General features: G+C 59.0%; 24 protein-coding genes. 13 read left to right on the top strand and 11 right to left on the bottom strand.

Annotation, left to right across the window (positions count from 1 at the left end; all coding sequences use genetic code 11):
- Nucleotides 1-48 precede the first annotated feature (48 nt).
- Entirely contained in the window at nucleotides 49-1,464 is a 1,416-nt protein-coding gene (locus LPB19_RS00255) for a YihY/virulence factor BrkB family protein (RefSeq protein ID WP_206644104.1), read from the top strand.
- A gap of 29 nt (nucleotides 1,465-1,493) precedes the next feature.
- Here LPB19_RS00255 and LPB19_RS00250 read toward each other — a convergent pair whose 3' ends face one another.
- The 3 genes from LPB19_RS00250 to LPB19_RS00240 all read right to left on the bottom strand — a co-directional run bounded on the left by LPB19_RS00250 (nucleotide 1,494) and on the right by LPB19_RS00240 (nucleotide 4,981).
- Nucleotides 1,494-2,723, bottom strand: a complete 1,230-nt coding sequence (locus LPB19_RS00250; RefSeq protein ID WP_206644103.1) for a DUF445 domain-containing protein — start codon at nucleotides 2,721-2,723, stop codon at nucleotides 1,494-1,496.
- A 150-nt stretch (nucleotides 2,724-2,873) separates the two neighbouring features.
- On the bottom strand, nucleotides 2,874-3,614 hold the full coding sequence (locus LPB19_RS00245) for a 16S rRNA (uracil(1498)-N(3))-methyltransferase (RefSeq protein ID WP_206644102.1): 741 nt from the start codon (nucleotides 3,612-3,614) through the stop codon (nucleotides 2,874-2,876).
- Between the two features lie 17 nt (nucleotides 3,615-3,631).
- Nucleotides 3,632-4,981: an adenosylmethionine--8-amino-7-oxononanoate transaminase gene (locus LPB19_RS00240; protein WP_206644101.1), complete on the bottom strand. Its 1,350-nt coding sequence runs from the start codon at nucleotides 4,979-4,981 to the stop codon at nucleotides 3,632-3,634.
- Nucleotides 4,982-5,321: 340 nt separating this feature from the next.
- Here LPB19_RS00240 and LPB19_RS00235 point away from each other — a divergent pair, with 340 nt between their 5' ends.
- The 4 genes from LPB19_RS00235 to LPB19_RS00220 all read left to right on the top strand — a co-directional run bounded on the left by LPB19_RS00235 (nucleotide 5,322) and on the right by LPB19_RS00220 (nucleotide 8,787).
- Nucleotides 5,322-6,860, top strand: coding sequence for a winged helix-turn-helix domain-containing tetratricopeptide repeat protein (locus LPB19_RS00235; RefSeq protein ID WP_206644100.1), 1,539 nt, complete (start codon nucleotides 5,322-5,324; stop codon nucleotides 6,858-6,860).
- Between the two features lie 109 nt (nucleotides 6,861-6,969).
- On the top strand, nucleotides 6,970-7,749 hold the full coding sequence (locus tag LPB19_RS00230) for an alpha/beta fold hydrolase (RefSeq protein ID WP_206644099.1): 780 nt from the start codon (nucleotides 6,970-6,972) through the stop codon (nucleotides 7,747-7,749).
- 35 nt (nucleotides 7,750-7,784) lie between these two features.
- Nucleotides 7,785-8,549 (top strand): methyltransferase family protein, encoded by a 765-nt coding sequence (locus tag LPB19_RS00225; protein WP_206644098.1) that lies wholly within the window; start codon nucleotides 7,785-7,787, stop codon nucleotides 8,547-8,549.
- A gap of 106 nt (nucleotides 8,550-8,655) precedes the next feature.
- On the top strand, nucleotides 8,656-8,787 hold the full coding sequence (locus LPB19_RS00220; protein WP_206644097.1) for an FMN-binding negative transcriptional regulator: 132 nt from the start codon (nucleotides 8,656-8,658) through the stop codon (nucleotides 8,785-8,787).
- A 431-nt stretch (nucleotides 8,788-9,218) separates the two neighbouring features.
- Here the strand turns inward: LPB19_RS00220 and LPB19_RS00215 are convergent, their stop codons facing one another.
- The 7 genes from LPB19_RS00215 to LPB19_RS00185 form a co-directional block, all read right to left on the bottom strand.
- The gene (locus LPB19_RS00215; protein ID WP_323127897.1) at nucleotides 9,219-9,965 is read right to left on the bottom strand and encodes an amino acid ABC transporter ATP-binding protein; all 747 of its coding nucleotides are present in this window, start codon (nucleotides 9,963-9,965) and stop codon (nucleotides 9,219-9,221) included.
- Nucleotides 9,966-9,978: 13 nt separating this feature from the next.
- Nucleotides 9,979-10,650 carry an amino acid ABC transporter permease gene (locus LPB19_RS00210; RefSeq protein ID WP_206644096.1) on the bottom strand — a complete coding sequence of 224 codons (672 nt, stop codon included), beginning with the start codon at nucleotides 10,648-10,650 and terminating at the stop codon, nucleotides 9,979-9,981.
- An 87-nt stretch (nucleotides 10,651-10,737) separates the two neighbouring features.
- The gene (locus tag LPB19_RS00205; RefSeq protein WP_206644095.1) at nucleotides 10,738-11,496 is read right to left on the bottom strand and encodes a transporter substrate-binding domain-containing protein; all 759 of its coding nucleotides are present in this window, start codon (nucleotides 11,494-11,496) and stop codon (nucleotides 10,738-10,740) included.
- 229 nt (nucleotides 11,497-11,725) lie between these two features.
- On the bottom strand, nucleotides 11,726-12,595 hold the full coding sequence (gene metF, locus LPB19_RS00200) for a methylenetetrahydrofolate reductase [NAD(P)H] (RefSeq protein ID WP_206644094.1): 870 nt from the start codon (nucleotides 12,593-12,595) through the stop codon (nucleotides 11,726-11,728).
- Between the two features lie 12 nt (nucleotides 12,596-12,607).
- On the bottom strand, nucleotides 12,608-14,002 hold the full coding sequence (gene ahcY, locus LPB19_RS00195; protein WP_206644093.1) for an adenosylhomocysteinase: 1,395 nt from the start codon (nucleotides 14,000-14,002) through the stop codon (nucleotides 12,608-12,610).
- Nucleotides 14,003-14,109: 107 nt separating this feature from the next.
- Entirely contained in the window at nucleotides 14,110-15,300 is a 1,191-nt protein-coding gene (metK, locus tag LPB19_RS00190; RefSeq protein WP_206644092.1) for a methionine adenosyltransferase, read from the bottom strand.
- A gap of 149 nt (nucleotides 15,301-15,449) precedes the next feature.
- Nucleotides 15,450-16,451 carry a metalloregulator ArsR/SmtB family transcription factor gene (locus LPB19_RS00185; RefSeq protein ID WP_206644091.1) on the bottom strand — a complete coding sequence of 334 codons (1,002 nt, stop codon included), beginning with the start codon at nucleotides 16,449-16,451 and terminating at the stop codon, nucleotides 15,450-15,452.
- Nucleotides 16,452-16,675: 224 nt separating this feature from the next.
- On the opposite strand from LPB19_RS00185, the gene tkt reads away from it, so the two are divergent.
- From tkt to LPB19_RS00155, 6 genes are all read left to right on the top strand, one after another.
- A complete protein-coding gene (tkt, locus tag LPB19_RS00180; RefSeq protein WP_206644090.1) occupies nucleotides 16,676-18,676 on the top strand; it encodes a transketolase in 2,001 nt (666 codons plus the stop codon).
- The gene (gene gap, locus LPB19_RS00175; protein WP_206644089.1) at nucleotides 18,676-19,707 is read left to right on the top strand and encodes a type I glyceraldehyde-3-phosphate dehydrogenase; all 1,032 of its coding nucleotides are present in this window, start codon (nucleotides 18,676-18,678) and stop codon (nucleotides 19,705-19,707) included. Before tkt ends, gap begins: the two co-directional genes overlap by 1 nt.
- Before the next feature lie 29 nt (nucleotides 19,708-19,736).
- Complete coding sequence (locus LPB19_RS00170) at nucleotides 19,737-20,897, top strand: phosphoglycerate kinase (protein WP_206644088.1); 1,161 nt, start codon at nucleotides 19,737-19,739, stop codon at nucleotides 20,895-20,897.
- Between the two features lie 75 nt (nucleotides 20,898-20,972).
- Complete coding sequence (gene fba, locus LPB19_RS00165) at nucleotides 20,973-22,037, top strand: class II fructose-bisphosphate aldolase (protein ID WP_206644087.1); 1,065 nt, start codon at nucleotides 20,973-20,975, stop codon at nucleotides 22,035-22,037.
- Between the two features lie 310 nt (nucleotides 22,038-22,347).
- Nucleotides 22,348-23,313 carry a DnaJ C-terminal domain-containing protein gene (locus LPB19_RS00160; RefSeq protein ID WP_206644086.1) on the top strand — a complete coding sequence of 322 codons (966 nt, stop codon included), beginning with the start codon at nucleotides 22,348-22,350 and terminating at the stop codon, nucleotides 23,311-23,313.
- 15 nt (nucleotides 23,314-23,328) lie between these two features.
- Complete coding sequence (locus tag LPB19_RS00155; RefSeq protein ID WP_206644085.1) at nucleotides 23,329-23,688, top strand: chaperone modulator CbpM; 360 nt, start codon at nucleotides 23,329-23,331, stop codon at nucleotides 23,686-23,688.
- Nucleotides 23,689-23,697: 9 nt separating this feature from the next.
- Here the strand turns inward: LPB19_RS00155 and LPB19_RS00150 are convergent, their stop codons facing one another.
- Nucleotides 23,698-23,871 carry a DUF6435 family protein gene (locus LPB19_RS00150; protein ID WP_206644084.1) on the bottom strand — a complete coding sequence of 58 codons (174 nt, stop codon included), beginning with the start codon at nucleotides 23,869-23,871 and terminating at the stop codon, nucleotides 23,698-23,700.
- 200 nt (nucleotides 23,872-24,071) lie between these two features.
- Between LPB19_RS00150 and LPB19_RS00145 the strand changes: the two genes are divergently transcribed.
- A complete protein-coding gene (locus tag LPB19_RS00145) occupies nucleotides 24,072-25,526 on the top strand; it encodes a DUF5666 domain-containing protein (protein ID WP_206644083.1) in 1,455 nt (484 codons plus the stop codon).
- A gap of 81 nt (nucleotides 25,527-25,607) precedes the next feature.
- A complete protein-coding gene (locus LPB19_RS00140; RefSeq protein ID WP_206644082.1) occupies nucleotides 25,608-26,456 on the top strand; it encodes a DUF6502 family protein in 849 nt (282 codons plus the stop codon).
- Nucleotides 26,457-26,520 lie beyond the last annotated feature (64 nt).

The following is a 26,520-nucleotide window of genomic DNA, read 5'->3' as shown; positions in this document are numbered from 1 at the left end:
GTATCTGACTGATATCCTGTACAAAACCCCCGGACAACAGGATGGTGAGTGGCTTCTTCCCAAATGAGAGATCGGCTCAAGGCCGCTGAAAACTGGATTCTTGCCAACCCCACGCCACCAACCCAGTGGCCCTGGACCTGGCTGTACAAGATCGGTCGCACCTCCTATGCGCTGATCCGGGATCTGGTCAGCGGGCTCCTGACCCTCCACGCCATGGGCCTGGTTTACACCACCCTGCTGAGCATTGTGCCCCTGCTGGCATTGAGTTTTTCGGTGCTGAAAGCGATGGGCGTGCATCAGCGGATGGAGCCCTTCCTGTTCCAGTTTTTCGAGCCCATGGGCCCCCAGGGGGTGCAGATCGCCGAGCAGATTCTCGGTTTTGTGGATAACATGAAGGTCGGGGTTCTCGGCTCTCTTGGTCTGGCGCTTCTGGTGTATACCGTTGTATCCCTGCTGCAGAAGATCGAGCGCTCCTTCAACATGATCTGGCGCGTGCCGGACATGCGCTCGCTGGCCCAGCGCTTCAGTAATTACCTGAGTGTGATCATGGTGGGGCCTTTGCTCATGGTTTCGGCCATTGGCGTGAGCGCCACCATCTTCTCTTCGGAGCTGGTTCAGAAGCTGCTCGCTATTGAACCGTTCGGTTCGGCCATCCTGATGGTGAGCCGGTTAACCCCGTTCCTGCTGGTGGTTGGTGCTTTCACCTTCGTCTACATCTTCATGCCCAATACCCGGGTCAAACTCCGGTATGCCTTTATCGGCGGGCTGGTTGCCGGGGTGTCCTGGCAGGCGGGGGGCATGCTGTTCGCTTCCTTCGTTGCCGGCTCTGCGAAATACGCGGCCATTTATTCCAGCTTTGCCATCGGCATCATCCTGCTGATCTGGACCTACCTGAACTGGATGATCCTGCTGCTTGGCGCCAGCCTGACTTTCTATCTGCAGAATCCGGGGTCGGTGGCCAAGCGCCGGCAGGTGCAACTCGCGCCGGAGTTGCAGGAGAAAGTGGCGCTCTCGCTCATGTGGCTGGTATCCGTGCCGTTCAGTAAGGGAGAGCCCGCTCCCCAGCAGGAGGCGCTGGAGCAGCGGCTGCGCGTGCCCGGTGAAGTGACCCGGGGCGTGAGTGACAAACTGATTCGGGCAGGGTTGCTGTCGCTGGCCGGGCGTCAGGGCGATCAACTGGTGCCCGGCCGGGTTCTGGACCGCATAACCATTGACGATGTGCTGACCGCAGTCCGCCAGGATGAGGATGGGGTGGTGGACCGGTTGCCGTTTCCAATACCACTGCGGGAGATCCGGGGTGAACACGACCTGTTTGATAAGACCTTTGCCGAACTTGCCAAGGACCCGGACCAGGTCGACCGCGCCGTGAAAGAGGGAATTGAGATTGCTGAGCAGGATGGCAACAAGGCTCAGCAAGTTGAAACGCGAGCCAAACGGGATGAAGAGGCGGCCCGGCCTGAATAAAATCGCGGCCGCCTGAGCCCGGTGCGCCGTTACAGCGCGGCGTGCCCGAATACGAAGACCAGTTGGCAGATACCGGCGGTCATCCCCAGGAAGGCACCGACCAGTATCAGCTTGATCTCATCTTCCTGGAAGCAGGGCCTCAGCAGATCCTGAAACTCCTCTGAAGACAGCGCCGTCATGCGCTCCACCATAATCGATTCCACCGCCCGTGCCCGGTCCTGTTCGAACACCGGGTTAGTGAAAGAGGTTTTCGAGATCTCGATGGCTTTTTCACCGACCTGATTCTTCAGGGTGGCAAAGCCGGTGGGGCCGAAAGCAACCTGGGTCAGGGCCTTGCCCATGCCTGCGGTTTCATCCACCAGCGGTTTGATGTGCTTTTTGACCATGTTGCGGGCCCGGTCGCCCTTGGGGCCATCCATAATCGCCCGGATGATGTTGCCCACCGTGAGGATTTCGTGGGTCACGATATGGCAGAACGACTCGGCCACTTCGGGCTGGCGCTTCAGGAACAGCCCCTGAACCTTGAACGGCCCCACCTTTTTGGCGTGCAGCGGACGGAAGATAACATTCAGCGCGATCCAGTTGGTGGCCCAGCCCACCAGCAGTCCGAAGAAGGGCAATACCCACCAGGCCGGATAAACGTACCAAACGGCCATTTGAATGAGACCAAACAAAAAACCGAAGTACAGGCCGGAGTTGATGATGAAGCGGAACTCCACCTCGCCACACTCCAGGAAAATCCGGTTCAACAGACGTTTGTCCCGGGCGAGGCGGTCGATCACCATACCCTTGATGTCCAGCAGGTCCTCGATGTTGTCCGAGATATCGCCCACCAGGTTATCGACCAGTTGCGGAGTGGACTTGCGCACCCGCTCGTACACCATCTTGCGGGCCGAGGAGGGCAGGTTCTCCCAGAAGGTGGGGTGCTCCCTGGCCATCATCTCATCCACGTATTCCTCAATGCGGGGATCCACTGAACTGATAATGTGGGTCGCCAGTACCTTGGGGTCGATCTGCTGGAAGATTTCATCCACCGTGCCGATCTTGGCGATGGTGGCATCCACGCTTATGGCCGCCATTTTCCGGGCCTTGGAGGGAATGATCCCCTGCCAGCCGAAAATCGGTGGTTTGCCGATGAATTCGAGCGGGTAAAACGTCATTTTTATCGCCAGCCAGTTGGTGGTCCAACCGATCAGGGCGGCAATAACGGGGATACTGAGGTATTGCCAGAACTCAGGGTTGGTGAGCAAACTCGTCATCCGGAACTCGCGCTAGGTGATTCTTTAGTATCGTTTTTTGACCTGTGGGGCAGGCGCTCGAAACTACGGGCATTGACCCAGCATCATGTGGATCGGTGCGAGTACTGTCAATGACTTGGATGCCAGTCTGAGACGGCGGTACGGCCTTGTTCAGGCGCTGTCGCCAAAGTCGCCCCACAGCCACTGGCAGAGGGCGATGGCGGCCACGGGCGCGGTTTCGGTACGCAGCACCCTCGGGCCAAGGGCGACGGGCAGAAATCCGGCCGCTTCGGCCCGGGTAATCTCCTCGGCACTCAGCCCGCCTTCCGGTCCGATCATCAGCGCGACCTGCGAGGGAGGAGTCATGGATTGCAGGGATTGTTCCGTTCGGTGGTGCAGAACCAGACGCAGATCGCACTCGCGGCTGAATTCCAGCCACTGGTCGACTGTCATCACCGGGTGGATGTCAGGGACCCGGGCGCGGCCACACTGTTCAGCGGCACTGACGGCTACGGACTGCCAGTGGCGCAGGCGTTTTTCTTCCCGGTCGCCTTTGAGTCGGACGTCGCAGCGCTCGGTGGTGAGCGGCACAATCTGGGTCACCCCCATTTCAACCGCTTTCTGAACCGCGTAATCCATGCGGTCACCCTTGGACAGGGTTTGCCCGAGAACGATCTGCAATCCGGATTCGGTCGGATTGTCGGCCGGTGTGCCCACCGCAACCTCAACCCGCTTCTTACCGGATTCGGTGATGGTGGCCGGGTAGTCCTTGCCATCGCCATTGAACAGGAGCAATTCCTGGCCCGGTTGCATGCGCAGCACCCGGCCCACATGTTGGGCGGCGTTTTCATCCAGTTCCGTTGTGGCACCCTGGCCCAGAGGGGCGTCGGTGTAGATGCGGGGGATGCGCATGGTGTGTGGGTCCTGTGTCAGTCTCGAACGGCGATATCAATACCTTCGGTCGCCACCTGGGCCAGATGCCGGATCTGATCCTCGGTGATGACGTACGGCGGCATGAAGTAAACCACATTACCCAGGGGGCGGAGCAAGGACTCCCGCGTCAGTGCGTGCTGGTACACCCGGATACCGCGACGTTCCTGCCAGGGGAACGGGGTTTTCGAGGCTTTGTCCTTCACCATTTCCACCGCCAGGGTCATGCCGTGCTGGCGAATATCCCCGACGTGGGGATGATCTGCGAGGTGGGCAACACTCTCCGCCATGCATGCCGACAACCGGCGGTTGTTCTCGATCACGTTGTCGTCCCGGAAGATATCCAGCGTGGCCAGCGCCACAGCGCAGCCAATCGGGTTGCCGGTGTAGCTGTGGGAATGCAGGAAAGCCCGCAGGGTTTCGTAATCGTCGTAGAACGCATCGTAAACGTCGTTGGTTGTCAGTACCACCGACAGGGGCAGGTAGCCGGCGGTCAGGCCTTTGGACAGACACATGAAGTCGGGAGTGATACCAGCCTGCTCGCAGGCGAACAGGGTACCGGTCCGGCCAAAGCCCACGGCAATCTCATCCGCGATCAGGTGCACGCCATAGCGGTTGCAGGCCTCGCGGAGTTTGGTGTGATAGATCGGGTGGTGCATGCGCATGCTGCCGGCGCACTGTACCAGCGGTTCCACGACGACGGCGCAGATTTCCTCGTGCTTTTCGGCCAGCAGTTGCTCCATGGCTTCAAACTGGCGCAAGGCGTAGGCTTCGTCGGTCTCGCCCGGTTCTTTGTTGTAGGCGTCAGGTGACGGCGCGGTGAGCACTTCCATCAGCAAGGGCTGGTAGGTGTCCTTGTAGAGCGCCACATCCCCCAGCGCCAGGGCGCCCAGGGTTTCGCCATGGTAACTGTTGCTCAGGTTGACGAAGTTTTTCTTGGACGGTTTGCCGTGGTTCTTCCAGTAGTGGTAACTCATCTTGAGCGCGGCTTCGATGGCCGAGGAACCATTGTCGGCATAGAAGCATTTGTTTAACCCTGCCGGCGTCACCTCAATCAGACGCTCGGAAAGATTGACCACCGGTTCGTGGCTGAAACCGGCCAGAATCACGTGTTCCAGCTGTCCGATCTGCTCCTGAATAGCGGCGTTGATGCGCGGATTGGCGTGGCCAAACAGATTCACCCACCAGGAGCTGACTGCGTCGATATAGCGGTTGCCATCAAAGTCTTCCAGCCAGACACCGCTGCCTTTTTTGATAGGCACCAGTGGCAGGCTTTCGTGATCTTTCATCTGGGTGCAGGGATGCCATACGGCTTTGAGATCGCGAGCGACGAGATCGGCGTTGCGCATGTGTGGTCTCCGGTGACGCTGAGAGTTACTGAATGAGTGCTGTTAACCTCGGCGGATAATACAGTTAACAGCGGGGGCAGGCCACCCTGCCAAAGGCGCATGCCCCGTCGACCAATGTCGCTCCGGTATGAGCGCCCCGGAATGCCGGAAAAGTTGGATAAGGGTATAGCTATGGAGCTGGCACTGAGACACCCTTGGGGCGTGAGCCTCGAGATCGTGCTTTGCGCCTTTTTCAGTGAAGCGCATATTCTTGAGAAGAACGAGCGCTTGGGGCGCTTAATCGCTTTCTGGACTAGGTTTGTTTGAAAAGCAAACGCCAGTCGCTCAAGGAGGCTCTTAGGTGCCCGCCTCGGTTTATCGTTTTGGCAACTTTCGCTTGGACCTTGCCCGGCACGAACTGCTGTGCGACAACCGGCCCGTCGCGGTTGAGCCCCAGGTTTTTTCCGTCCTCAAGGCCCTGATCGAAAACCGGGAGCGGACGGTTGCTAAGGACGACCTCATGGCGATGGTCTGGCCGGGGCGAGTGGTGTCGGACTCGGCGTTATCCAGCCGTATCAAGAGCGCCCGCCACGCCATCGGCGATGATGGCAAAGCTCAGGCGCTGATAAAAACCATTCACGGTTTTGGCTTCCGGTTTGTGGGCGAGGTCGTCGAGGATGATGTTCGGCCTTCCACCGGTGGCTGCGCAGATCAGCGACCTTCCATAGTGGTTCTGCCTTTTACTCTGCTGGGCAACGATGTCAAACAGGCGGTGTTGTCGCAGGGCCTGGCCCACGACATCATCACCGGATTGTCGCGGTTGCGCTGGCTGAAGGTCATTGCCCGGGCCAGTGCTTTCCGGTTAACGGCAGCTGGTATGTCCTATGCCGAGATGCACCGGTTAACCCATGCCCGCTATTGCCTGGCTGGCTGTCTGGAAATAGACGGCAAAGAGCTTGCCATCAATTTTGAACTTATTGATATGGCCGCTGAGTCGGTACTCTGGGCCGAGCGAATAACCGGTTCGCTGGACGATGTGCACGAAGTGCGCTCGGATATCGTTACCCGAACCATTGCTGCTTTTGAACTGCAGATCTCGGCCCACGAAGTGCAGCGCGCCAAACTCAAATCTCCCGATAACCTGGACACTTGGGAGAGCTACCATCTCGGTATCTCGCACCTGTTTCGTTTTACTGAAAAAGATAATCAGGCAGCCACCACGTTATTTCGCCGGGCCGTCGAGCTGGAACCCGGTTTTGCCCGAGCTCATGCCGGCCTGTCGGCAGCGGAATTTCAAAATGCCTTTAACGCATACAAGGGGGTGGATCGGGATACCTCGGTGCGCATCGCCAGGGAAAGTGCCGAGCGCAGTATCGAGCTGGATAGCCTGGACCCCATGGCGAATTTCGTGATGGGGCGAACGCACTGGCTATCTGGTGATCCCACGGCCAGCTTACCTTGGCTGGAACGGGCGGTGGCCCTCAATCCGAACTACGCTCAGGGCTATTATGCCCATGGCTTGGCGTCCCTGATGGCCAGTGAGGAACTCAGGGGTTACCAGGATTCCGAACAGGCCGTATCACTGAGCCCACTGGACCCGTTCCTTTATGGGTTCTACGGCATTCGGGCCTTCTCTTACATCGCCGATGGCGATGTGGCCAATGCTCGCCTATGGGCCGTGAAGGCCGCGTGCCAGCCAGGGGCTATACCGGTCATGGATTTGCTGGCGGCTGCCACGTGCGCCATGGACGGCGCCAGTGATCAGGCGGAAACTTGGCTGAGAAAGGCCAGGGGGCGAAAACCCGATATTGATAGTGATTATTTTTTCCGGGCACTGCAGTTCAGTCCGGGTGTTGTTCGCCAGCGAATTCAGGCGGCATTCAGCCGTCTGGGGCTTTGAATCTCCATTTCCACGACTTCTCCAGAATTCCCCAGGAAATCTTCAAGCGGCTGTTTTGGCCATTTGCCTAAATAACCTCTCCGGCAACACGCAAAGCACGAGGTGATTTATGCAACGCTTTCCCATTATGGCCATTCATGGCTCTGCCAGTTCCGGCGCTATCTGGCGCTCTCTTAAAGAACAATGCGCCGGGCAGAGAACGGTATTCACGCCCGACCTTATGGGCTACGGCAAGGCGGCGTCGGTTGCCTTACCGGAACGTCCCAGTTTGGCGTATCGGGCCAGTCCTTTGGTTAAGGGCATCAGACGACATGGTCCCGTACACCTGGTCGCGCATTCCTTCGGCAGCTCCGTAGCACTGGAGATTCTAAGAACGATTCCCCACTGCATTTTGAGCCTCACGTTTTACGAGCCTGTCTTGCCCGCCATCTTCAAAGGCGGACAGGAAGAGCAGGATATGAAGTTCCTTGGGGATTTCGTGGACCTTTCCCGTCTTGTGTCCGGGGCCTCCCCGAGTGTTGGAATGGAGTCCTTCATCAATTTCTGGGACCGGCAGGGTGCCTGGAATGACCTGCCGGAGATCGGCAGAAACAAGCTGTTAAGGGCCGCGCCCATGGTTTACCGGGACTTCCAGGAGGCCATCAGTCAGCCCGAGGGCATTTACGAAACCATCGAGTGCCGACTGCCGACTCAGATCTTTGTCGGGCAGACCACTCAGCCTCATGCCAGGCGTATGGCGGACCTGCTACTGCAAACGGCTATTCCCCATGGTGAACTCACCATCATGGATGGGATGGGGCACATGGGGCCTGCTACCCACACGCAAACCATAAACGGAGCCATCCTTCGTCACGTACAGGAAAGTGAAACCCGTGCGATGGCGGCGTAACCAGGCTTTGACCTCTCGATAATCGGAGACACGTTATGAAACTGTTCAAACTCAGCTACAGCCTGGTGAGCTATCTGTTGTTTCTGGGCGTCTTTACCTACTTCATTGTGTTTATGGCCGGTGATGCGCTGGCGATTCTCGTGCCGGGCCTGGCGGGGCTCAAATCCGTCGACAGCGGTATCGTGGCATTGGTGATACCGGGCCTGCCGGCTGGGCTCAGCAATGTTGTGCTCTTGCTGGTCTTTTCCCTGCAGCACAGCATTATGGCCAGACTGGGATTCAAGCGGTTGATTACCCGCTTGGTTCCGGAAAGTGCCGAACGCAGTACGTATGTGCTGGCTACCTGCCTGGTACTGGCTTGGCTGTATCTGGCCTGGCAGCCGATGCCCACCGTGGTTTGGCAGGTTGAGGGAGGCGTGGTTTATCCGATCTTCCTGCTGTTTCTGATGGGGGCGGGACTGGTCTTGTGGTCAACCTTCATGATCAGTCATTGGCAGCTGTTCGGACTCGCGCAGGCGTGGCAGGAATTCCGGGGCATTGAGCCACAGGGGCAGCCCTTTATTGAGCCGGCTGCCTACAAGTACACCCGTCACCCGCTCTATCTTGGCTTGCTGATTGTGCTGTGGGCTACCCCTTCAATGACCGTGGGCCATATGCTGATTGCCTCTTTGTTGTCGATCTACATTTTCATCGGCATTGGCTACGAAGAGCGAGATCTGCTGCGCCAGTTTGGTCAGGAGTATCGGGACTATATGGATAGGGTGCCTCAGCTCCTGCCGTTTGGACGGAAGAAGTTATAAGTTGCGATGCATGTTGGTTTCAGAAATAGAACGGCCCGGTGGAACCGGGCTTTTTTTCTGTGACTTAATCGGGCTTCATCCATTGTCCCCATCGGAGTTTTGGCGCATGTATGTTCTCACGCATTTCGGGGAGGATAAGCGCGAAACTCTGCAACAGCTCATTCGAGAATACGGCTTCGGGCTGCTGATCGTCGCTGATGAGGACGGCATTGAGGGCGAAGGCGATGGTTGGCATTGAGATTTCGATGGAATCGCTCACTGGAAAGGTAAAAGCGGGCCAGAATCAGCCGCAGCACAACCGTGTCGGTGTTAAGGCAGGGCGTGAGAGCGCGGAAGACCTTTTGGGTGGCAAAAGAACGATATCCGATCTCGTGCCGGGTTCATGACTCTCTCCATCCGAAGGACCATCGAGCCAGATGTCCCCGTCCTGATGGCCCTGTTTACCCGCGCAGTTCATGAACTCGCCGCCGACAGTTACACCTTGGCCCAACGGGAAGCCTGGGCACCGAAGGTGCCTGATATTGGGTCCTGGAGGACCAGGCTTGATGAACTGACAACCTACCTTGCCGAAGTCGACTCGGAACCCGCTGGCTTTCTCTCGATTCGGGCGCCGGGGTGCCTATAACAATTGCCGCCCTCCCGCTCGTTCCAATCATGACCTGGACGAATTCAGTGAGCGAGAACCCGTGACAGAAACGCCTGGGTGCGTTCGTTCTGCGGATTATCGAATACCTCCTCTGGCTTGCCCTGTTCCACGATCTGGCCCTGGTGTATGTAGATCACACGGTCGGCTACTTCCCGGGCGAAGCCCATCTCGTGCGTGACCACCATCATGGTCATGCCTTCTTTGGCCAGTTCACGCATGACATCCAGCACCTCACCGATCATTTCCGGATCCAGCGCAGAGGTGGGTTCGTCGAACAGCATCAGCCGGGGTTCCATAGCCAGTGCTCGGGCAATGGCCACCCGTTGCTGCTGACCACCGGATAACTGAGAGGGATATTTGTCGGCCTGGTTGCCGATGCCCACGCGATCCAGCAGGCGTTCAGCGGTCGCCCGTGCCACCGTGTCCGACGTATCTTTGACCTTCTGGGGCGCCAGCATGATGTTCTTGCGCACGGTCAGGTGTGGAAACAGGTTGAACTGCTGGAACACCATGCCCACTTCCTTGCGGATCGCGTTCAGGGATTTCTGGTTGCCGCCTTTCGGGGCGAGCGGATGGCCGTCGACGATCAGCTGGCCGGATTCATACTCTTCAAGGCCGTTAACGCACCGGATCAGGGTCGACTTGCCGGAACCACTGGCACCGATGATAACCACCACTTCACCGGGCTCCACGGTGAGGTCGATGTTTTTCAGGACATGCAGCTCGCCGAAGTATTTGTTCATGTCCTTCATTTCTACGATATGAGTCATGACATCCTTCCCATCAGACAGAGGCGACACCGCGCCGCTCGAGTATGCGCAGTATGGTGGAGAGGGTGAGCGTGATCGCGAGGTAAAGGATCGCTACAACAAAGTACACCTCGAAGGCCGTAAAGGTGTTGGCGATGTAGATCTGGCCCTGTCGGACCAGTTCGCCAACGCCAATCACCGAGAACAGGGAGGTGTCCTTGATGCTGACAATCGCCTGGTTGCCCAGTGGCGGAATCATGCGGCGGAAGGCCTGCGGCCAGACGATGGACCAGAAGGTCTGGGTACGGGACAGCCCAAGCGACAGGCCGGCTTCGGTCTGGCCCTTGTCGATGGATTGCACGCCACCGCGTACCACCTCGGAAATATAGGCGCCGGAGTTGAGGGCAATGGCGGCGATGCCGGCGGTCAGAGGTTCAATGGGGTCACCGATCAGGTCGGGCAAGCCGTAAAAGATAAACAGTACCTGCACCAGAATGGGGGTGCCCCGGAAGATCTCGATGTAAGCGGTCGCTGGCCAGCGCAGGAACCACTTTTTATTGATACTGAGCAGGCCGAAAATAATGCCCAGCGCAAAACCAATAACCAGACCCGCGAAGGAAATCAGCAGGGTATAGGGAATACCCTTGAGCAGGAAAGGAATGGAGTCGATGGCGGCTTGCCAGTCGAACTGAAACTGGAATTCCACGGTGGCAATCTCCGAAGGATGGCGTCAGTGCGATGTGGCCGGGGCATCGCAGCCCCGGCGAGAGGTTAATAGACCCGGGGGGCTACCTCACATGTCTTCCGGCATCTCGCCAAACCATTTCTCATAGATGGCTTTGTAGGTACCGTCTTCCTTCATGGCGGCAAGGGCCTCGTTGACATCATCAACCCACTCACTTCCCTTTTTGAGTGCGATGCCGTATTGCTGCCCTTCGTAGAGCGGGCCGACGGTGGTGACCTTGCCGTCGCCTCTGGTGCGCGCAAAGTAGCCCACGTTTGGCGCATCATAGAAAACCGCGTCCACCGCCCGGGACATCAGTGCCATGTACATGTCGGAGCTGCCCGGATAGGGGGTTACTCCGTCATCCTCGTCGATGTTGGCCATCAGGTAGTCGTAACTGGTGGAGCCGATTTTGGTGCCGATTTTTTTGCCTTCGAGATCCTCCAGGGTGCTCACGCCATCCTCGCCGTTGCGCACCAGAATTCGCAGCCCGGAATCGTAGTATGGGTCAGAAAAATCGACGATCTGCGAGCGCTCTTCAGTAATGGTGATACCGGCAATGGCGATGTCGACGTTACCGGTCTGGAGTGCCGGAATGATGCCGTTGAAGTCCATGGTGTTCAGGTCGTAATCGAAGCCGGCACGTTCGGCCACTTCCGCGATGATCTCCATGTCGAAGCCGACCATTTCACCGGTTTCCTGGTCCATCATCTCAAACGGAACGAAGCTCGGATCAGTGACCACGCGCAGGGTTTCTGCGCTCGCTGCGCCTGCGGCAAGGGTCAGTGCCACAGTGGCGCCAATCTTTTTAAGCCAAGTCGTGCTCATGCTTTTCTCCTCTCGCTTCTCGCTATGCCCCTGTTGCCCGGTAAGGCTGTCCGACAACCACCGCGTCTGACTGCGAATGTCGGGGGCGCGTGAATAGAAATGCTCGGGGCGAGTTTAGTTCAGGAAAGCGGAGTGTGCAGATGTTGGCACGGGTGTTTGTGCCGCTAAGAGACTGGCTATTGAAGTGAGATAGGCATGGCCAGGGCCATCCGGACCATGCCTCGGAGGATCAGAACGAAATCCGTTCGTTCTCGTTGATACCCAGGTTTTTCCAGATGTTCAGGCTGGGCTGGGCCTGGTTCAGGGTGTAGAAGTGCAGGCCGGGAGCGCCGGCTTTCAGCAACTTTTCACACATGTCCGTGACGACCTCTTCGCCGAACTTGCGGATGCTGTCGGTATCGTCACCGTATGCCTCCAGCTGCTTGCGGATCCAGCGCGGGATTTCCGCTCCGCACATGTCGGAGAACCGAACCAGACTGGAGAAGTTGACGATCGGCATGATGCCGGGCACCACCGGTACGGTGACATCCATCTTCTCCAGACGGTCGATGAAATAGAAGTAGCTGTCCGCGTTGAAGAAGTACTGCGTGATCGCGCTGTTGGCGCCAGCCTTCACCTTGCGGGCGAAGTTTTGCAGATCCTCTTCCGCACTGCGGGCCTGGGGATGGAACTCCGGGTAGGCCGCCACTTCCAGGTTGAAGGTGTCTCCGCTGTGTTCACGAATGAATTCCACCAGTTCGTTGGCGTAGCGCAGCTCTCCGGATGCTCCCATGCCGGAGGGCAGGTCGCCCCGGAGGGCGACGATGCGGTTGATGCCGTGCTGCTTGTAAAGATCCAGCAGTTCGCCGATCTCCTCGCGGGTGCCCCCGACGCAGGACAGGTGCGGCGCCGTGGAAATGCCCTGCTGCTGCAAGCTGAGCACGGTGTCAATGGTACGGTCACGTGTCGAACCGCCGGCGCCAAAGGTGACCGAGAAGAAATCAGGGGTCACCTCGGCCAGCTGGTCGCGCACAGCTTGCAGTTTTTCCTTGCCCTGTTCGGTTTTGGGCGGGAAAAACTCGAAGCTAAAGCGGCGCTTGAATTGTTGTTGGCTATCCATGTGTCTGTCCGATCAGTACTTGTAACTTTCCGGCTTGTACGGGCCTTCAACCGGTACACCGATGTATTTTGCCTGGTCCGGCGTCAGCTTGGTGATTACGCCACCAAAGCCTTCCACCATGGCGCGGGCAACTTCCTCGTCGAGTTGCTTGGGCAGAACCTGCACGTACACGCCCTTGGCCTTGCCGTCTTCCGGCAGGTCGGCAAATTTGCGTTCGAACAGGTACATCTGGGCCAGCACCTGGTTGGCGAAGGAGCCGTCCATGATCCGCGACGGGTGGCCGGTGGCGTTGCCCAGATTCACCAGACGGCCTTCAGACAGCAGGATCAGGTGATCGTTGGTGGCCTTGTCGCGGTAGATCACGTGGACCTGCGGCTTGACCTCGTCCCATTCCCAGTTCTTGCGCATGTAGGCGGTGTCGATCTCGTTGTCGAAGTGACCGATGTTGCACACCACGGCGCCGGTCTTCAGGGCCTTGAGCATATTGGCGTCGCACACGTTGACGTTACCGGTGGTGGTCACCAGCAGGTCCGTGTTCTGCAGCAGGTCGGTGTTGATGCTCGCTTCGGTGCCGCTGTTCACGCCGTCGAGGTACGGGGAAACCACTTCAAACCCGTCCATGCACGCTTGCATGGCGCAGATCGGGTCGGCCTCGGTGACCTTCACGATCATGCCTTCCTGGCGCAGGGAAGCGGCAGAGCCTTTACCCACATCGCCGTAGCCGATGACCAGGGCTTTCTTACCGGCCAGCAGGTGGTCGGTGGCGCGCTTGATGGCATCGTTCAGGCTGTGACGACAACCGTATTTGTTGTCGTTCTTGGATTTGGTCACCGCGTCGTTCACGTTGATGGCCGGTACCTTCAGGGTGCCGTCGCGCAGCATTTCCTGCAGACGATGCACGCCGGTGGTGGTCTCTTCCGTCACGCCGTGACACTTGGCGATCACTTCCGGGTAGGTGTCGTGCAACAGTGCCGTCAGGTCGCCGCCATCGTCCAGGATCATGTTTGGCTCCCAGCCGCTGACATCGGCGCCCACCGTGCGTTCCAGGCACCACTCGTATTCTTCCTCGGTTTCGCCTTTCCAGGCGAACACCGGAATGCCCTGAGCCGCGATGGCCGCAGCCGCGTGGTCCTGAGTGGAGAAGATGTTGCAGGAAGACCAGCGAACGTCGGCGCCCAGTTCCACCAGGGTTTCGATCAGTACCGCAGTCTGCACCGTCATGTGGATGCAGCCCATGATGTTGGCGCCTTTCAACGGCTGCTCGGCCTTGTACTTTTCGCGCAGTTTCATCAGCGCCGGCATTTCGCCTTCGGCGATGTTGATTTCCTTGCGCCCCCAGTCGGCCAGGGAAATGTCGCGGACTTTGTAGTCGCTGAAGCTGTTCAGTTGTTCTGCCGGAGTGCTCATGGGTGTTCTCCTGTTCGCTCTAGGCCTCTGGGGGGCTGTTGCCCGCCGGGCCTTAAATGGAAAAGTTGTCGGGCGTATGCCATGAGGGATACGCCCGTAAACGTGATTTAGATACCTGCGGCGTCCTTCAGTGCGTCGGCACGATCGGTCTTTTCCCACGGGAAGGCGGTGAAGGTCTTGCCGCCAACGGTCATCTCATACGGGTTCCGACCAAAATGCCCGTAGGCTGCGGTTGCCCGATACATCGGGTGCAGCAGGTCGAGCATGTTGGTGATGGCGTACGGGCGCAGGTCAAAGTGCTCGCGCACCAGTTGGATGATCTTGTCGTCGCTGATCTTGCCGGTGCCGAAGGTGTTCAGGGAAATCGAAGTCGGCTGCGCGACACCGATCGCGTAGGACACCTGGATTTCGCACTTATCGGCCAGACCGGCGGCGACAATGTTCTTGGCCACGTAGCGACCGGCGTAGGCTGCGGAACGGTCCACCTTGGACGGGTCCTTGCCAGAGAAGGCACCGCCGCCATGACGGGCCATGCCGCCGTAGGTGTCGACGATGATCTTCCGGCCGGTCAGGCCACAGTCGCCCACCGGGCCGCCGATAACGAACTTGCCGGTCGGGTTGATGTGGAACTGGGTGCCGCTGTGCAGCAGCTCGGCCGGCAACACGTTCTTGACGATCAGCTCCATCACCGCTTCTTTCAGGTCCGCCTGGGTCACATCTTCGTCGTGCTGGGTGGAAAGAACGATGGCGTCGATGCCGACAACCTTGCCGTTCTCGTAGCGACAGGTTACCTGGCTCTTGGCATCTGGGCGCAGCCAGGGCAACAGGCCGCTCTTGCGGGCCTCGGCCTGACGCTCCACCAGACGGTGGGCAAAGGTGATAGGCGCCGGCATCAGCACGTCGGTTTCGTTGCTGGCGAAGCCGAACATCAGGCCCTGGTCGCCCGCGCCCTGGTCTTCCGGCTTCTGGCGGTCTACGCCCTGGGCAATGTCGACAGACTGCTTGCCGATGATGTTGATCACACCACAGGTATCGCCGTCATAGCCAACGTTGGAGGATGTGTAGCCGATGTCTTTAATAACGCCGCGTACCAGGTCTTCCAGATCCACCCAGGCACTGGTGGTGATCTCGCCGCCAACGATGGCCACACCGGTCTTCACCATGGTTTCACAGGCAACCCGGGCGTGCGGGTCATCGGTCAGGATGGCATCCAGAACGGCGTCAGAAATCTGGTCGGCGAGTTTGTCCGGATGGCCCTCAGAAACAGACTCGGAAGTGAAGATGCTGTAGTCAGACATAGTGTTGCTCCTCGTTGAGCGATTCACGATCGTGCCGGGTCTGTTTTTAGGCACAGATGCCGGCGTCCTTGTTGTTTGTGTCGTTCGGTTGTACGTATTTGTACGTACGGTGTATCAAAGGTTTTTGATATGCCTTCAGGTACATGGGCTTACGCAAGGGTTGAGGCCTTCCAGAACTCTCGAACCTGAATCTGGAAGCCGTTGCGCAGGCCGATAAACAGTTGTTCGCCAGCGGCGAGGCCGGCGTCTGCCGCCCAAGCCGTCAATTCCTCAGGCTCGAAGCCCAGCCACAGGTCGCCGCAGTTCTGCTTGGCCCAGTCCTGGTCGTGGCTGCACAGTTCGCTGATCACCAGGCAACCTTCGCTGTTCATCAGCGCGGCCGCGTCCAGAAAGATATCGGCCGGGCTCGGAACGTGGTGCAGCACCATGTTTGCCACCACCAGATCAAAGTTGTCGCCCCGGCCCAGCAGCGTGTCGGTGACCCCCTCGATGAGATCCACATTGTGCAGGCGCTCATCGATGCAGGTGCGGGTCGCCTTCGCCAGCATGTCCTTGCTGTTGTCCAGCGCTACGACGTGACTGGCCAGTCCGGACAGCACGTGCAGGAAGGCGCCTTCGCCGGGGCCGATCTCCAGGGCGGTCTGCCAGTTCTGCTTGGTGGCACGTTGCCTGAGCAGCTGTGCGACCGGCTCCGCATACAGTTCGAACGAGGCAATCAATTCCTGTTGTTCGCGGAATTGTTCCGCGTGACGGGCGAAGAAGGCCTGCGACTGGTCCGCCCGTTGAGTCCGGATCGCGTTAATTCTTTCCTGCAGGCTTTCTGGCAGAGCGATCTGGTCCACGGTTTCAAAGATCTGCCGGATGATCTGGTCGGTCAGCTTGTCGCTGTCCAAGTGCAGTGGGCGGCGATAAAAAATCGCGTTGCCTTCGCGCTGGGGCTCCAGCAACCCGGCCTTGTGCAGCACCTTGAGGTGGTGGCTCATGCCCGACTGACGCATATCAAACAGCTGGCTCAGTTCCAGTACGCCAAAGGTGTCCCGCCGCAGCACGCGCAGGATTTCCAGCCGCATAGGGTCGCCGCTGGCCTTGAATATCGGTGCCAGGGAGGTGACGGAAACAAGCTGATCTGCGTGTGCATTCATGGATGTCATGGTTGCGCAGTGTAGGAGGCTTTTGCTGGTCAGGCAATAGCCATATCAAAAAAATTTGATATAGGTTTTATTTCGGCCGCCGGTGTCATGTTTCGGGAATCCACAGGCAGGGATTGTCGCATTGGCGGTACGCCGATTTGCCCCGGCATACCGTAATCGGCGAAAATACGCGCCTCTTTTTTTGCAGTCCGAATTCTTTCCCCGACCAAACTGGAGAAACGTCAATGCCGTCTCGTAAAGATCTCGCCAACGCCATTCGCGCGCTGAGCATGGATGCGGTTCAGAAAGCCAAATCCGGCCACCCGGGAGCGCCCATGGGTATGGCGGATATCGCCGAGGTGCTGTGGAACGATTACCTGAGCCACAACCCTGCCGATCCCAAGTGGTCCAACCGAGACCGCTTTGTGCTGTCCAACGGCCACGGCTCCATGCTTCAGTACGCTCTGCTGCACCTGAGCGGCTATGACGTTTCCGTGGATGACCTGAAGAATTTCCGTCAGCTGCACTCCAAGACCCCGGGTCACCCGGAGTACGGCTACACGCCGGGCGTGGAGACCACCACCGGCCCGTTGGGCCAGGGCATTGCCAACGCGGTTGGCTTCGCGATCGCTGAAAAGGCCATGGCGGCCCAGTTCAACCGCCCCGGTCACGATATCGTTGACCACCACACCTACGCCTTCCTGGGCGACGGCTGCCTGATGGAAGGCATCTCCCACGAGGTAGCCTCCCTGGCCGGTACCCTCGGCCTCGGCAAGCTGATCTTCTTCTACGACGACAACGGCATCTCCATCGACGGCGAGGTGGAAGGCTGGTTCACCGACAACACGCCGCAGCGCTTCGAGTCGTACGGGTGGCAGGTGATTCCTGCTGTTGACGGCCACGATGCGGAGGCGATTCGCGCCGCGATTGAGGCCGCCCGTGCCAACACCAGTCAGCCCACGCTGATCTGCTGCAAGACCATCATCGGCTTCGGTTCGCCCAACAAGCAGGGTAAAGAAAGCTGCCACGGCGCCCCGCTGGGGGATGACGAAATCGCTCTGACACGGGAGCAGCTGGGCTGGAACCATGGCCCGTTCGAGGTGCCGGAAGACATCTACGAGGCCTGGAGTGCCCGTGACCGGGGTGCGGCTGCCCAGAGCGAGTGGGAAGCGACGTTTGCCGAGTACGAAAAAGCCGAGCCTGAGCTGGCGGCCGAGTTCAGGCGCCGTATGGCCGGCGACCTGCCTGCCGACTTTGCCGAGAAGGCCCAGGCTTACATTCAGGAGTGTCAGGACAAGGGCGAAACCATCGCCAGCCGTAAGGCGTCCCAGAACACCCTGAACGCCTACGGACCCCTGCTGCCGGAACTGATGGGCGGTTCTGCCGACCTGGCCGGTTCCAACCTCACCATCTGGGGGGGCACCAAGGGCCTGACCAGAGAAGACGCCAGCGGCAACTACATCTTCTACGGTGTGCGTGAGTTCGGCATGGCCGCGATCATGAACGGCATTGCCCTGCACGGCGGATTCGTGCCCTACGGCGCCACCTTCCTGATCTTCATGGAGTACTGCCGTAACGCCGTGCGCATGGCCGCACTGATGAAACAGCGTTCCATCTTTGTGTTCACTCACGATTCCATCGGTCTGGGTGAAGACGGCCCGACCCACCAGCCGATCGAGCAGCTGGCGAGCCTGCGCACCACGCCGAACATGAGCACCTGGCGCCCGGCCGATACGGTCGAATCTGCCGTGGCCTGGAAGTATGCGCTGGAGCGTAATGATGGCCCGACCGCCATGGTGTTCTCGCGTCAGGGGCTGCCGCATCAGGCGCGTACCGATGAGCAGTTGGCGAACGTGGCCAAGGGTGGTTACATCCTGTCCGACAGCGATGGCACCCCGGAGCTGATCCTGATCGCCACCGGCTCCGAAGTGTCGCTGGCCCAGGACGCAGCCGCCAAGCTGCGCGAAGCCGGTACCAAGGTTCGCGTGGTGTCCATGCCGTCTACCGACGCGTTTGACGCCCAGAGCCCCGAGTACAAGCAACAGGTTCTGCCGCTGGAGGTTACCAACCGTGTGGCGATCGAGGCTGGGATGGCCGATTACTGGTACAAGTACGTTGGCCTGGATGGCCGGGTGGTTGGCATGACGAGCTTCGGTGAGTCTGCGCCGGCGGGTGAGCTGTTCAAGGAGTTTGGCTTCACCGTCGAAAACCTCCTGGAAGTGGCCTCTGAACTGCTGGACGCCTGATGACCGACGCTGCGCCTTTTCGGATTGCCATCAACGGCTACGGCCGTATTGGCCAGTGCGTGTTGCGGGCGCTCTACGAAAACGGCTTTCGCGACCACCTGCAGGTGGTCGCGATCAATGAGCTGTCGGACCTGGACACCATCGCCCACCTGACCCGTTACGACTCCACCCACGGTCGGTTTCAGGGCGAGGTCGCGGTCCAGGGACGGGATCTGGTGGTCAACGGCGACCAGATCCACGTCCTGCGTCACAGCGAACCGGCTGAGTTGCCCTGGGATCTGCTCAAGGTTGATGTGGTGCTGGAATGCTCCGGGGCCTACTCGGATCGACAAACCGCCCAGCGGCACCTGGACGCCGGCGCCAAGCGACTGCTGTTCTCCCAGCCCGCCGAATCGGATGTCGACCGGACCGTGGTCTTTGGCATCAACGATGACCAGCTGAGCGCTGAAGATCGCATCGTGGCGGCGGGCTCCTGCACCACCAACTGCCTGGTGCCGGTGATCCAGGTACTGGACGACGCGTTTGGCGTAGAGCAGGGCAGCACCACGACGATCCACGCGGCAATGAATGACCAGCCGGTCATCGATGCCTACCACCATCAGGACCTGCGGCGCACGAGAAGCGCGCTGCATAATATTGTACCGGTCGATACCGGCCTCGCCGTTGGTATCGAACGGCTGTTGCCACACATGAAGGATCGATTCAGCTCCGTGGCCATGCGGGTGCCGACGCTGAACGTGTCGGCGATTGATATGGTGGTTAATGTCCGGCAGCCAACCGATGTGGACACAGTGAATGAAGTTCTTCAATCAGCGGCGAACGGCCCGCTGAAAGGCATCCTCGGCTTTACCGATGAGCTGCTCGCCAGTTCCGATTTCAATCACGATGCCCACTCCGGCATTGTGGATGGCGGCCAGACCCGGGTTACCGGCGGCACCATGGTCAAGGTGTTGTGCTGGTTTGATAATGAGTGGGGATTTGCCAACCGAATGCTGGATGTCAGCTGCAGCTGGCTGAAGCACCATGCTTAATCTGACTATTAGTTGAAGGGACGAACGTTATGGCCATTAAGAAAATGACCGACCTGAACCTCGCCGGCAAGCGAGTGCTGATCCGCGAAGACCTGAACGTGCCGGTAAAGGGTGGCAAGGTAAGCAGCGATGCCCGTATCCGCGCGTCACTGCCGACCATCAAGGCGGCAAGGGATGCTGGCGCCAAGGTCATGCTGATGTCACATCTGGGGCGCCCGGAAGAAGGCGTTTACGACGAGGCGTCGTCCATGAAGCCGGTAGCCGAGCATCTTTCCAGCGTTCTGGGGCAGGAGGTTCGTCTGATCCAGGATTATCTGGACGGGGTCGAGGTTGCCGACGGCGAGGTGGTGCTGTTCGAGAACGTTCGCTTCAACAAAGGTGAAAAGAAAGACGACGAAGCACTGGCCAAACAGTATGCGGCCCTGTGCGACGTCTACGTCATGGACGCCTTTGGAACCGCGCACCGCGCCCAGGCCTCGACCCACGGCGTCGCTCGTTTCGCGCCCGAAGCCTGCGCTGGCCCTCTGCTGGCGGCCGAGCTGGACGCCCTGGGCAAGGCGCTGGATAACCCGGCCAAGCCAGTGGTTGCGATTGTTGGCGGCTCCAAAGTGTCCACCAAACTGGACGTACTCAACGCGCTCGAGAAGGTCTGTGACCAGATCATCGTGGGCGGTGGTATCGCCAATACCTTCCTCGCCGCGGCCGGTCACCCGGTAGGCAAGTCCCTGTGTGAACACGATCTGGTGGATACCGCGAAAGACATCGCCGGTCGCGTTGAGATTCCGCTGCCGGTCGATGTGGTTGTGGCAAGTGAATTTGCCGAGACTGCCACCGCCACCACGAAAAACATTACCGACGTCACCGACAATGACATGATTCTGGATGTCGGGCCGGAGACTGCTGGCCAATTCGCCGATCTGCTGAAAAATGCCAAGACCATTCTGTGGAATGGCCCAGTGGGCGTGTTCGAATTTGACCAGTTCGGTAATGGCACCAAAGCGCTGGCCGCGGCGATCGCCGAGAGCGATGCCTTCTCGCTGGCCGGCGGCGGCGATACCGTGGCGGCCGTTGACAAGTACGGTGTGGCTGACAAAATTTCCTACATCTCAACCGGTGGCGGTGCGTTCCTGGAGTTCGTGGAGGGTAAAACCCTGCCGGCTGTAGCGGTACTGGAAGAACGCGGCGCGTAAGACTGGGGCAGAAGATGCCCTGGTCTGACACAGAATTCGACTGACTCATACACTTTAAAACGAAGGAGACGACCCATGGCCCTGATTTCGATGCGGCAACTTCTGGATCACGCCGCCGAGCACGGTTACGGTGTGCCAGCCTTTAACGTCAATAACCTGGAGCAGATGCGCGCCATCATGGAAGCTGCGGACAAGACCGATTCCCCGGTGATTGTCCAGGCCTCCGCCGGTGCCCGTAAGTATGCCGGTGCGCCGTTCCTGCGCCACCTGATTCTTGCTGCCATCGAAGAGTTTCCTCACATTCCGGTGGTGATGCATCAGGACCACGGCACCAGCCCGGCGGTGTGCCAGCGTTCTATTCAGCTGGGCTTCAGCTCGGTCATGATGGACGGTTCTCTGGGCGAAGACGGCAAGACCCCGACCGATTACGAATACAACGTTGACGTCACCCGTCGCACCGTCGAGATGGCGCACGCTTGTGGCGTCTCCGTTGAGGGCGAGCTGGGCTGTCTGGGGTCTCTGGAAACCGGTCAGGCCGGTGAAGAGGACGGTATTGGCGCGGAAGGCACGCTGGATCACAGCCAGATGCTGACCGATCCGGAAGAAGCCGCCGACTTCGTGAAAAAGACTCACGTTGACGCCCTGGCCATCGCGATCGGTACCAGCCACGGCGCCTACAAGTTTACCCGACCGCCCACCGGTGACATCCTGGCCATCGATCAGATCAAGGCCATCCACGCCCGGATTCCGGACACCCACCTGGTGATGCACGGCTCCAGCTCTGTACCCCAGGAGTGGCTGAAGATCATCAACGAATACGGTGGTGAAATTCCGGAAACCTACGGTGTGCCGGTTGAGGAAATCGTCGAAGGCATCAAGCACGGCGTGCGCAAGGTCAACATCGACACCGACCTGCGTCTGGCCAGCACCGGTGCGGTGCGTCGCTTCCTGAGCGAGAAGCCGTCCGAGTTTGACCCGCGCAAATTCCTCAAGGAAACCATGAAGGCCATGACGGAGATCTGTGTGGCTCGTTATGAAGCCTTCGGTACCGCCGGTAATGCCAGCAAGATCAAGCCGATGAATCTGGACCAGATGTTCGAGCGTTATGCTGCTGGCGAGCTGGACCCGAAGGTCAAGTAAGTTTCGGTAGAGCTGTTGCTTCAGTAGCCTGAGGGTTGCTGGGGCGCAGTGGGGCGCAAGCCCGGTTCAAAACACCCCCGCAAGTACGTCCTTGTAGGGCTTGGCTCTGGCCATCCCTGGCCACGGACAGTTTTGAACCGGGCTTGCGCCCCGACACACTCTCCGGGCTGTGAAGGCTCGTTAAAAACACTCAACCCTGACCTGCCTCAATTCCGCACATACCCACCCTTGTAATTTCCCGAACCTCATCAAATATAGTGGTTAGTAGCTGAGCAAAATGCTCAACGGTTGATCAGTGTTGAGGGCCCGAATGGACTTTAAAGACTATTACGCCGTGCTCGGTGTGAGCGAGTCCGCCTCTGCCGAGGAGATCAAAAAAGCCTATCGGAAGCTGGCCCGGAAATTTCATCCGGATGTCAGCAAGGAAGCGGGCGCCGACGACAAGTTCAAGGATCTCGGCGAAGCCTATGAGGTGCTGAAAGATCCGGAAAAGCGGGCGGAATACGACCAACTGCGAAAGTATGGTGCCCGGCCAGACGGTTCATTCCAGCCACCGCCTGGCTGGCAGAGTGCGTCCGGCTTCGGCGGCGGCGGTTATACCGACGCCGACGCCCGTCAGTTCAGCGATTTCTTTGAAGAAATCTTCGGTGGTGGCCGCCACGGTGGGGGCTTTGGTGGCGGCCATGGTTTCCGGCAGTCCGTGCGCATGCGGGGTGAAGATGTTCATGCCCGGCTGGCGCTGTTTCTGGAGGAAGTGTTCAACGGCTGCGAGAAACAGGTGTCGTTTACCGTGCACGAACCGGACGAGCATGGCCGCCTGATGCCACGACAGAAAACCCTGAATGTGAAAATCCCGGCCGGTATGCGGGAAGGTCAGCATCTCCGGCTGAAAGGGCAGGGTTCGCCGGGCATTGGCGGCGGCGCAGCCGGCGATTTGTTGCTGGAGATCGAGCTGGCGCCGCATCCGACCTTTGCTGTCGAGGGCCGTGATCTGCTGGTGACCGTGCCGGTCACCCCCTGGGAGGCGGCGCTTGGTGCCTCTGTCACGGTCCCGACCGTAGGCGGCAAGGTCAACCTCAAGGTGCCCAAGGGCTCCTCCAGTGGCCGTAAATTACGATTGAAGGGTAAGGGCTTTCCGGGCAAACACCCGGGGGATCAGATCGTGGTTCTGCAAATTGTTATGCCCGAGCAGCACAATCCCGAGGCCGAAAAACTGTATGAGCAGTTGGCCGAATCCGAAAAAGCGTTCAATCCACGCAGCAAGCTGCACGTGTAAGCAGGGAGCAATGGCATGAGCAGAGACGACGAAGTGCTGGTGGTGGAGATTACCGATCCGCAGGTTCGGTTGACGTTTCGGGAGATTTGCGAGCAGGGTGAATGCCATGCAGAGATGGTTCTGAAAATGGTAAGCCACGGCATCATCGAGCCGGTCGGGCCTGTGCAGGGGGCGCAGATAGCCAGCTGGCGGTTTGACCTGGCGGCCTTGATGCGGCTCCGGAAAGCGGTTCGCCTGGAGCGGGATTTGAAAATGAATCTGCCAGGGCTGGCAATGTCGTTGGATCTGCTGGATGAGGTGGACGCGATGCGCCGGGAAATCGCGGCGCTTCGCCATCAGCTGCGCCATCTCTCGGGCGAGCACGACAGCAACTGACGCTCCCGGCTAGTTCGCGCCGTCAAGTTTCTTGATTTCCTCATATATCTTTTCGGCTTCTTCCATGAGCGTGCCGTGGGTTCGCAAGTCCCCATTGCGCTGGGCATGAAGCGCCTTTGCCAGCTTATCCTCATACGCCTTTTGTAATTTTTTCTTCGGGTCGCCTTTCAAAAATCCCAGCATGGTTCTTTGTCCGTTTTGTCAGAGTACTCCCACACTTACGACTGCTCGGCCGGAAAGATCACAAAACTTTCATGACCACGAGCTGGACACCAATTAAAAACGGAACTAAATTCCTGAATCATTAATTGGGAAAATAATCCCAATTTGGCGGTTTGAGTATCAAAACCGCTTTGTTTCGCTCAGAAAACTGGAGAACAACGATGAAGCGCAAGCCGATAGCAATCGCAGTCAAGCTGATCATGACCGGCTCCCTGGTGGGTGCCCTTGCCGCCTGTGGCGGCGGTGGGTCCGGAGATTCCGCAAGCAATGGCAGCTCCTCTGGCTCCAGTGTCGGTGCGGTTTCAGGGTTTGGCAGTGTCTATGTCAACGGTACCCGTTTTGAAACCGACGGCAGTGTTGTAAGCAATGACGGGCTGAGCCGCGAAGATCAGCTCGAGAAAGGCATGATTCTCAAGATCGACGGCGACTGGAGCGATCAGGGCGAGGGCCGTGCCGATCAGGTCACGTACGACGACACGCTCCGGGGCCCCGTCTCAGCCATGACCTGGGACGAGGTCTCCGGCACCGGAACCCTGACCCTGCTGGGTCAAAGCGTCTTACTGGATAGCAAAACGGTGTTCCGTGGCGCGACTCCAACAGACATTGCTGGCAACGCCACAGGCTACCGCGTAAGAGTCAGTGGCTGGCGGATGGCGGATGGCAGCGTTCAGGCAAGTTATGTCGGTGCCCAAATCATCGGTGACGACTTCGACGACGCCAATGAGGTCGAGATCCAAGGCGTGGTCGCCGATCTGGACACCAGCGCCCAGACGTTCACCATCAATGGCGCACTGATCAACTACACCAGCGCGACCGGCGATGACGATTTCGCCCTGGACGACCTGGCCGACGGTATTGTCGTGGAGGTCGAAGGTTTCCTAGACGGCACCACCATCATGGCCGAGGAAATCGACGATGAGGATGAACTGTTCAACAACGACGACGACGTCGAGATCTCCGGAAGCATCTACGACTTCGACGTCGCCAGCGGCCAGTTCTCCCTGGACGGGATCAGGGTACAGATCAATAGCGACACGGAATTCGACGATCTCGACGAAGACAGCCTCGCGAACGGGCTATTCGTGAAAGTGGAAGGCGAGGCGGTCAATGGCGTGCTGGTCGCCGAAGAGATCGAGGGCCGGGAGTCGGATGCGGAGCTGGATGGCCGAATTGAGTCCATCGATCTGAACAACGAAACCATGGTTGTTAGCGGAGTTCGCGTCCAATTGACGGGCAATACCCTGATCGATGACGACGACAGTGGTGAGGATGGCCGCCGCAGTCGTGCCCGGGACCTCGAGAGCCTGCAACTGGGTGACTTTCTCGAGATTGAGGGTCGGCAGCGCAGCGAAGAGGGTGGTTTCCTCGAGGCCATCAGCATCGAGCGGGAAGACAGCGACGAGGATGACGATTTCGAGCTTGATGCACGAATATCTGCCATCGGCGCTGATTCCATCACGATCATGAACCTTGAGGTACTCAGCAACAACTTCAGCCTGTCCGGGGCTCAGGTGGGTGATGAAGTGGAAATTGACTATCGCCAAACCACCGGTGGTCAGTACGAACTGACCGGCAACGTCGAAGTCGAGGGCAGTGGCGACAGCTCTGAGGATTAAGTAGCGAGTGCCAGTTCTGGCCGGTTTGTGCCGGCCAGGATGTCTGGCTTTTCAAATCGCTATGGGAATACAATCCCAAACATGAAAAAGACCACCCCCCTGAATCAAGCGCTGTACCGCATTCTGCGTCCCTTAGCGAGGTTACTGCTCAGGAACGGCATTCCTTACGGTGAGTTCTCCGAGCTGGTCAAACGCGCCTATGTGGAGGCGGCCTTGAAGGATTTTGACGACGGCCGGCGCAAACCCTCGGATTCCCGCGCCGCCGTGATGACCGGATTGACCCGCAAGGAAGTCAAGCGCCAACGGGAATTTCTGGCAGGTCAGACCTTGGAGAGTGGCGCTGCGCTGCATGCCAACCGGGCATCGCGGGTGGTGTCCGGCTGGGTGCACGATGCGGCTTTCCAAGCCAAAGGCGGTGAGCCCGCTATGCTGTCATTTGACGGTAAGCTGAGCTTCAGCGACCTGGTCAAACGCTACAGCGGTGACATGCCGCCCCGGGCTGTGCTCGATGAGCTGTTGCGGGTCGGCGTGGTTTCGGTGGATGCGGAATCGGGCCAGCTGGTGTTGCAGCAACGGGCTTATGTCCCGACGGGAGACAGCGAGGAGATGCTGCAGATTTTTGGCGACGACGTTTCGGACTTGATCGCGACCATTGATCACAACCTGGTGCGCGACGAATCCGGTCAGCCGCCGCTGTTTCAGCGCACCCTGACCTACAACAACATTCCGCCGGAAGTGATGGAGCGCTGGCGCACGCACGCCGCGGCCCAGTCGCAGGCTTTGTTGGAGCGGCTGGACCAATGGCTGGGTCCTCACGATCGGGATATTGCCCGGCAAGGGCCTGATGGCGAGCCCGTTGACTCTGTCCGCACCGGTGTGAGCATTTTCTACTTTGAAGAGCGCACCGACAAAGCCGAACCCCAACCATAGCGGCCTCTCCCCAGACAGCTGGGTGGCGCCGATGAACAGATACCGGCCAGCAGCGCCGGTACGG

Source organism: Marinobacter salinisoli (assembly GCF_017301335.1).
Lineage (GTDB): Bacteria > Pseudomonadota > Gammaproteobacteria > Pseudomonadales > Oleiphilaceae > Marinobacter > Marinobacter salinisoli.
The sequence above is the reverse complement of the archived record's forward strand: the minus strand, read 5'-3'. Positions and strand labels throughout refer to the sequence as shown.

Coding starts and splice junctions, on each gene's coding strand:
- LPB19_RS00170 (WP_206644088.1), top strand. CDS start 19,737: ATGGCCATTAAGAAAATGACCGACCTGAACCTCGCCGGCAAGCGAGTG.
- LPB19_RS00150 (WP_206644084.1), bottom strand. CDS start 23,871: ATGCTGGGATTTTTGAAAGGCGACCCGAAGAAAAAATTACAAAAGGCG.
- fba (WP_206644087.1), top strand. CDS start 20,973: ATGGCCCTGATTTCGATGCGGCAACTTCTGGATCACGCCGCCGAGCAC.
- LPB19_RS00215 (WP_323127897.1), bottom strand. CDS start 9,965: ATGACTCATATCGTAGAAATGAAGGACATGAACAAATACTTCGGCGAG.
- LPB19_RS00205 (WP_206644095.1), bottom strand. CDS start 11,496: ATGAGCACGACTTGGCTTAAAAAGATTGGCGCCACTGTGGCACTGACC.
- metF (WP_206644094.1), bottom strand. CDS start 12,595: ATGGATAGCCAACAACAATTCAAGCGCCGCTTTAGCTTCGAGTTTTTC.
- tkt (WP_206644090.1), top strand. CDS start 16,676: ATGCCGTCTCGTAAAGATCTCGCCAACGCCATTCGCGCGCTGAGCATG.
- metK (WP_206644092.1), bottom strand. CDS start 15,300: ATGTCTGACTACAGCATCTTCACTTCCGAGTCTGTTTCTGAGGGCCAT.
- ahcY (WP_206644093.1), bottom strand. CDS start 14,002: ATGAGCACTCCGGCAGAACAACTGAACAGCTTCAGCGACTACAAAGTC.
- LPB19_RS00220 (WP_206644097.1), top strand. CDS start 8,656: ATGTATGTTCTCACGCATTTCGGGGAGGATAAGCGCGAAACTCTGCAA.
- LPB19_RS00185 (WP_206644091.1), bottom strand. CDS start 16,451: ATGACATCCATGAATGCACACGCAGATCAGCTTGTTTCCGTCACCTCC.
- LPB19_RS00230 (WP_206644099.1), top strand. CDS start 6,970: ATGCAACGCTTTCCCATTATGGCCATTCATGGCTCTGCCAGTTCCGGC.
- LPB19_RS00250 (WP_206644103.1), bottom strand. CDS start 2,723: ATGACGAGTTTGCTCACCAACCCTGAGTTCTGGCAATACCTCAGTATC.
- LPB19_RS00160 (WP_206644086.1), top strand. CDS start 22,348: ATGGACTTTAAAGACTATTACGCCGTGCTCGGTGTGAGCGAGTCCGCC.
- LPB19_RS00225 (WP_206644098.1), top strand. CDS start 7,785: ATGAAACTGTTCAAACTCAGCTACAGCCTGGTGAGCTATCTGTTGTTT.
- LPB19_RS00240 (WP_206644101.1), bottom strand. CDS start 4,981: ATGCGCAACGCCGATCTCGTCGCTCGCGATCTCAAAGCCGTATGGCAT.
- LPB19_RS00140 (WP_206644082.1), top strand. CDS start 25,608: ATGAAAAAGACCACCCCCCTGAATCAAGCGCTGTACCGCATTCTGCGT.
- LPB19_RS00145 (WP_206644083.1), top strand. CDS start 24,072: ATGAAGCGCAAGCCGATAGCAATCGCAGTCAAGCTGATCATGACCGGC.
- LPB19_RS00155 (WP_206644085.1), top strand. CDS start 23,329: ATGAGCAGAGACGACGAAGTGCTGGTGGTGGAGATTACCGATCCGCAG.
- gap (WP_206644089.1), top strand. CDS start 18,676: ATGACCGACGCTGCGCCTTTTCGGATTGCCATCAACGGCTACGGCCGT.
- LPB19_RS00245 (WP_206644102.1), bottom strand. CDS start 3,614: ATGCGCATCCCCCGCATCTACACCGACGCCCCTCTGGGCCAGGGTGCC.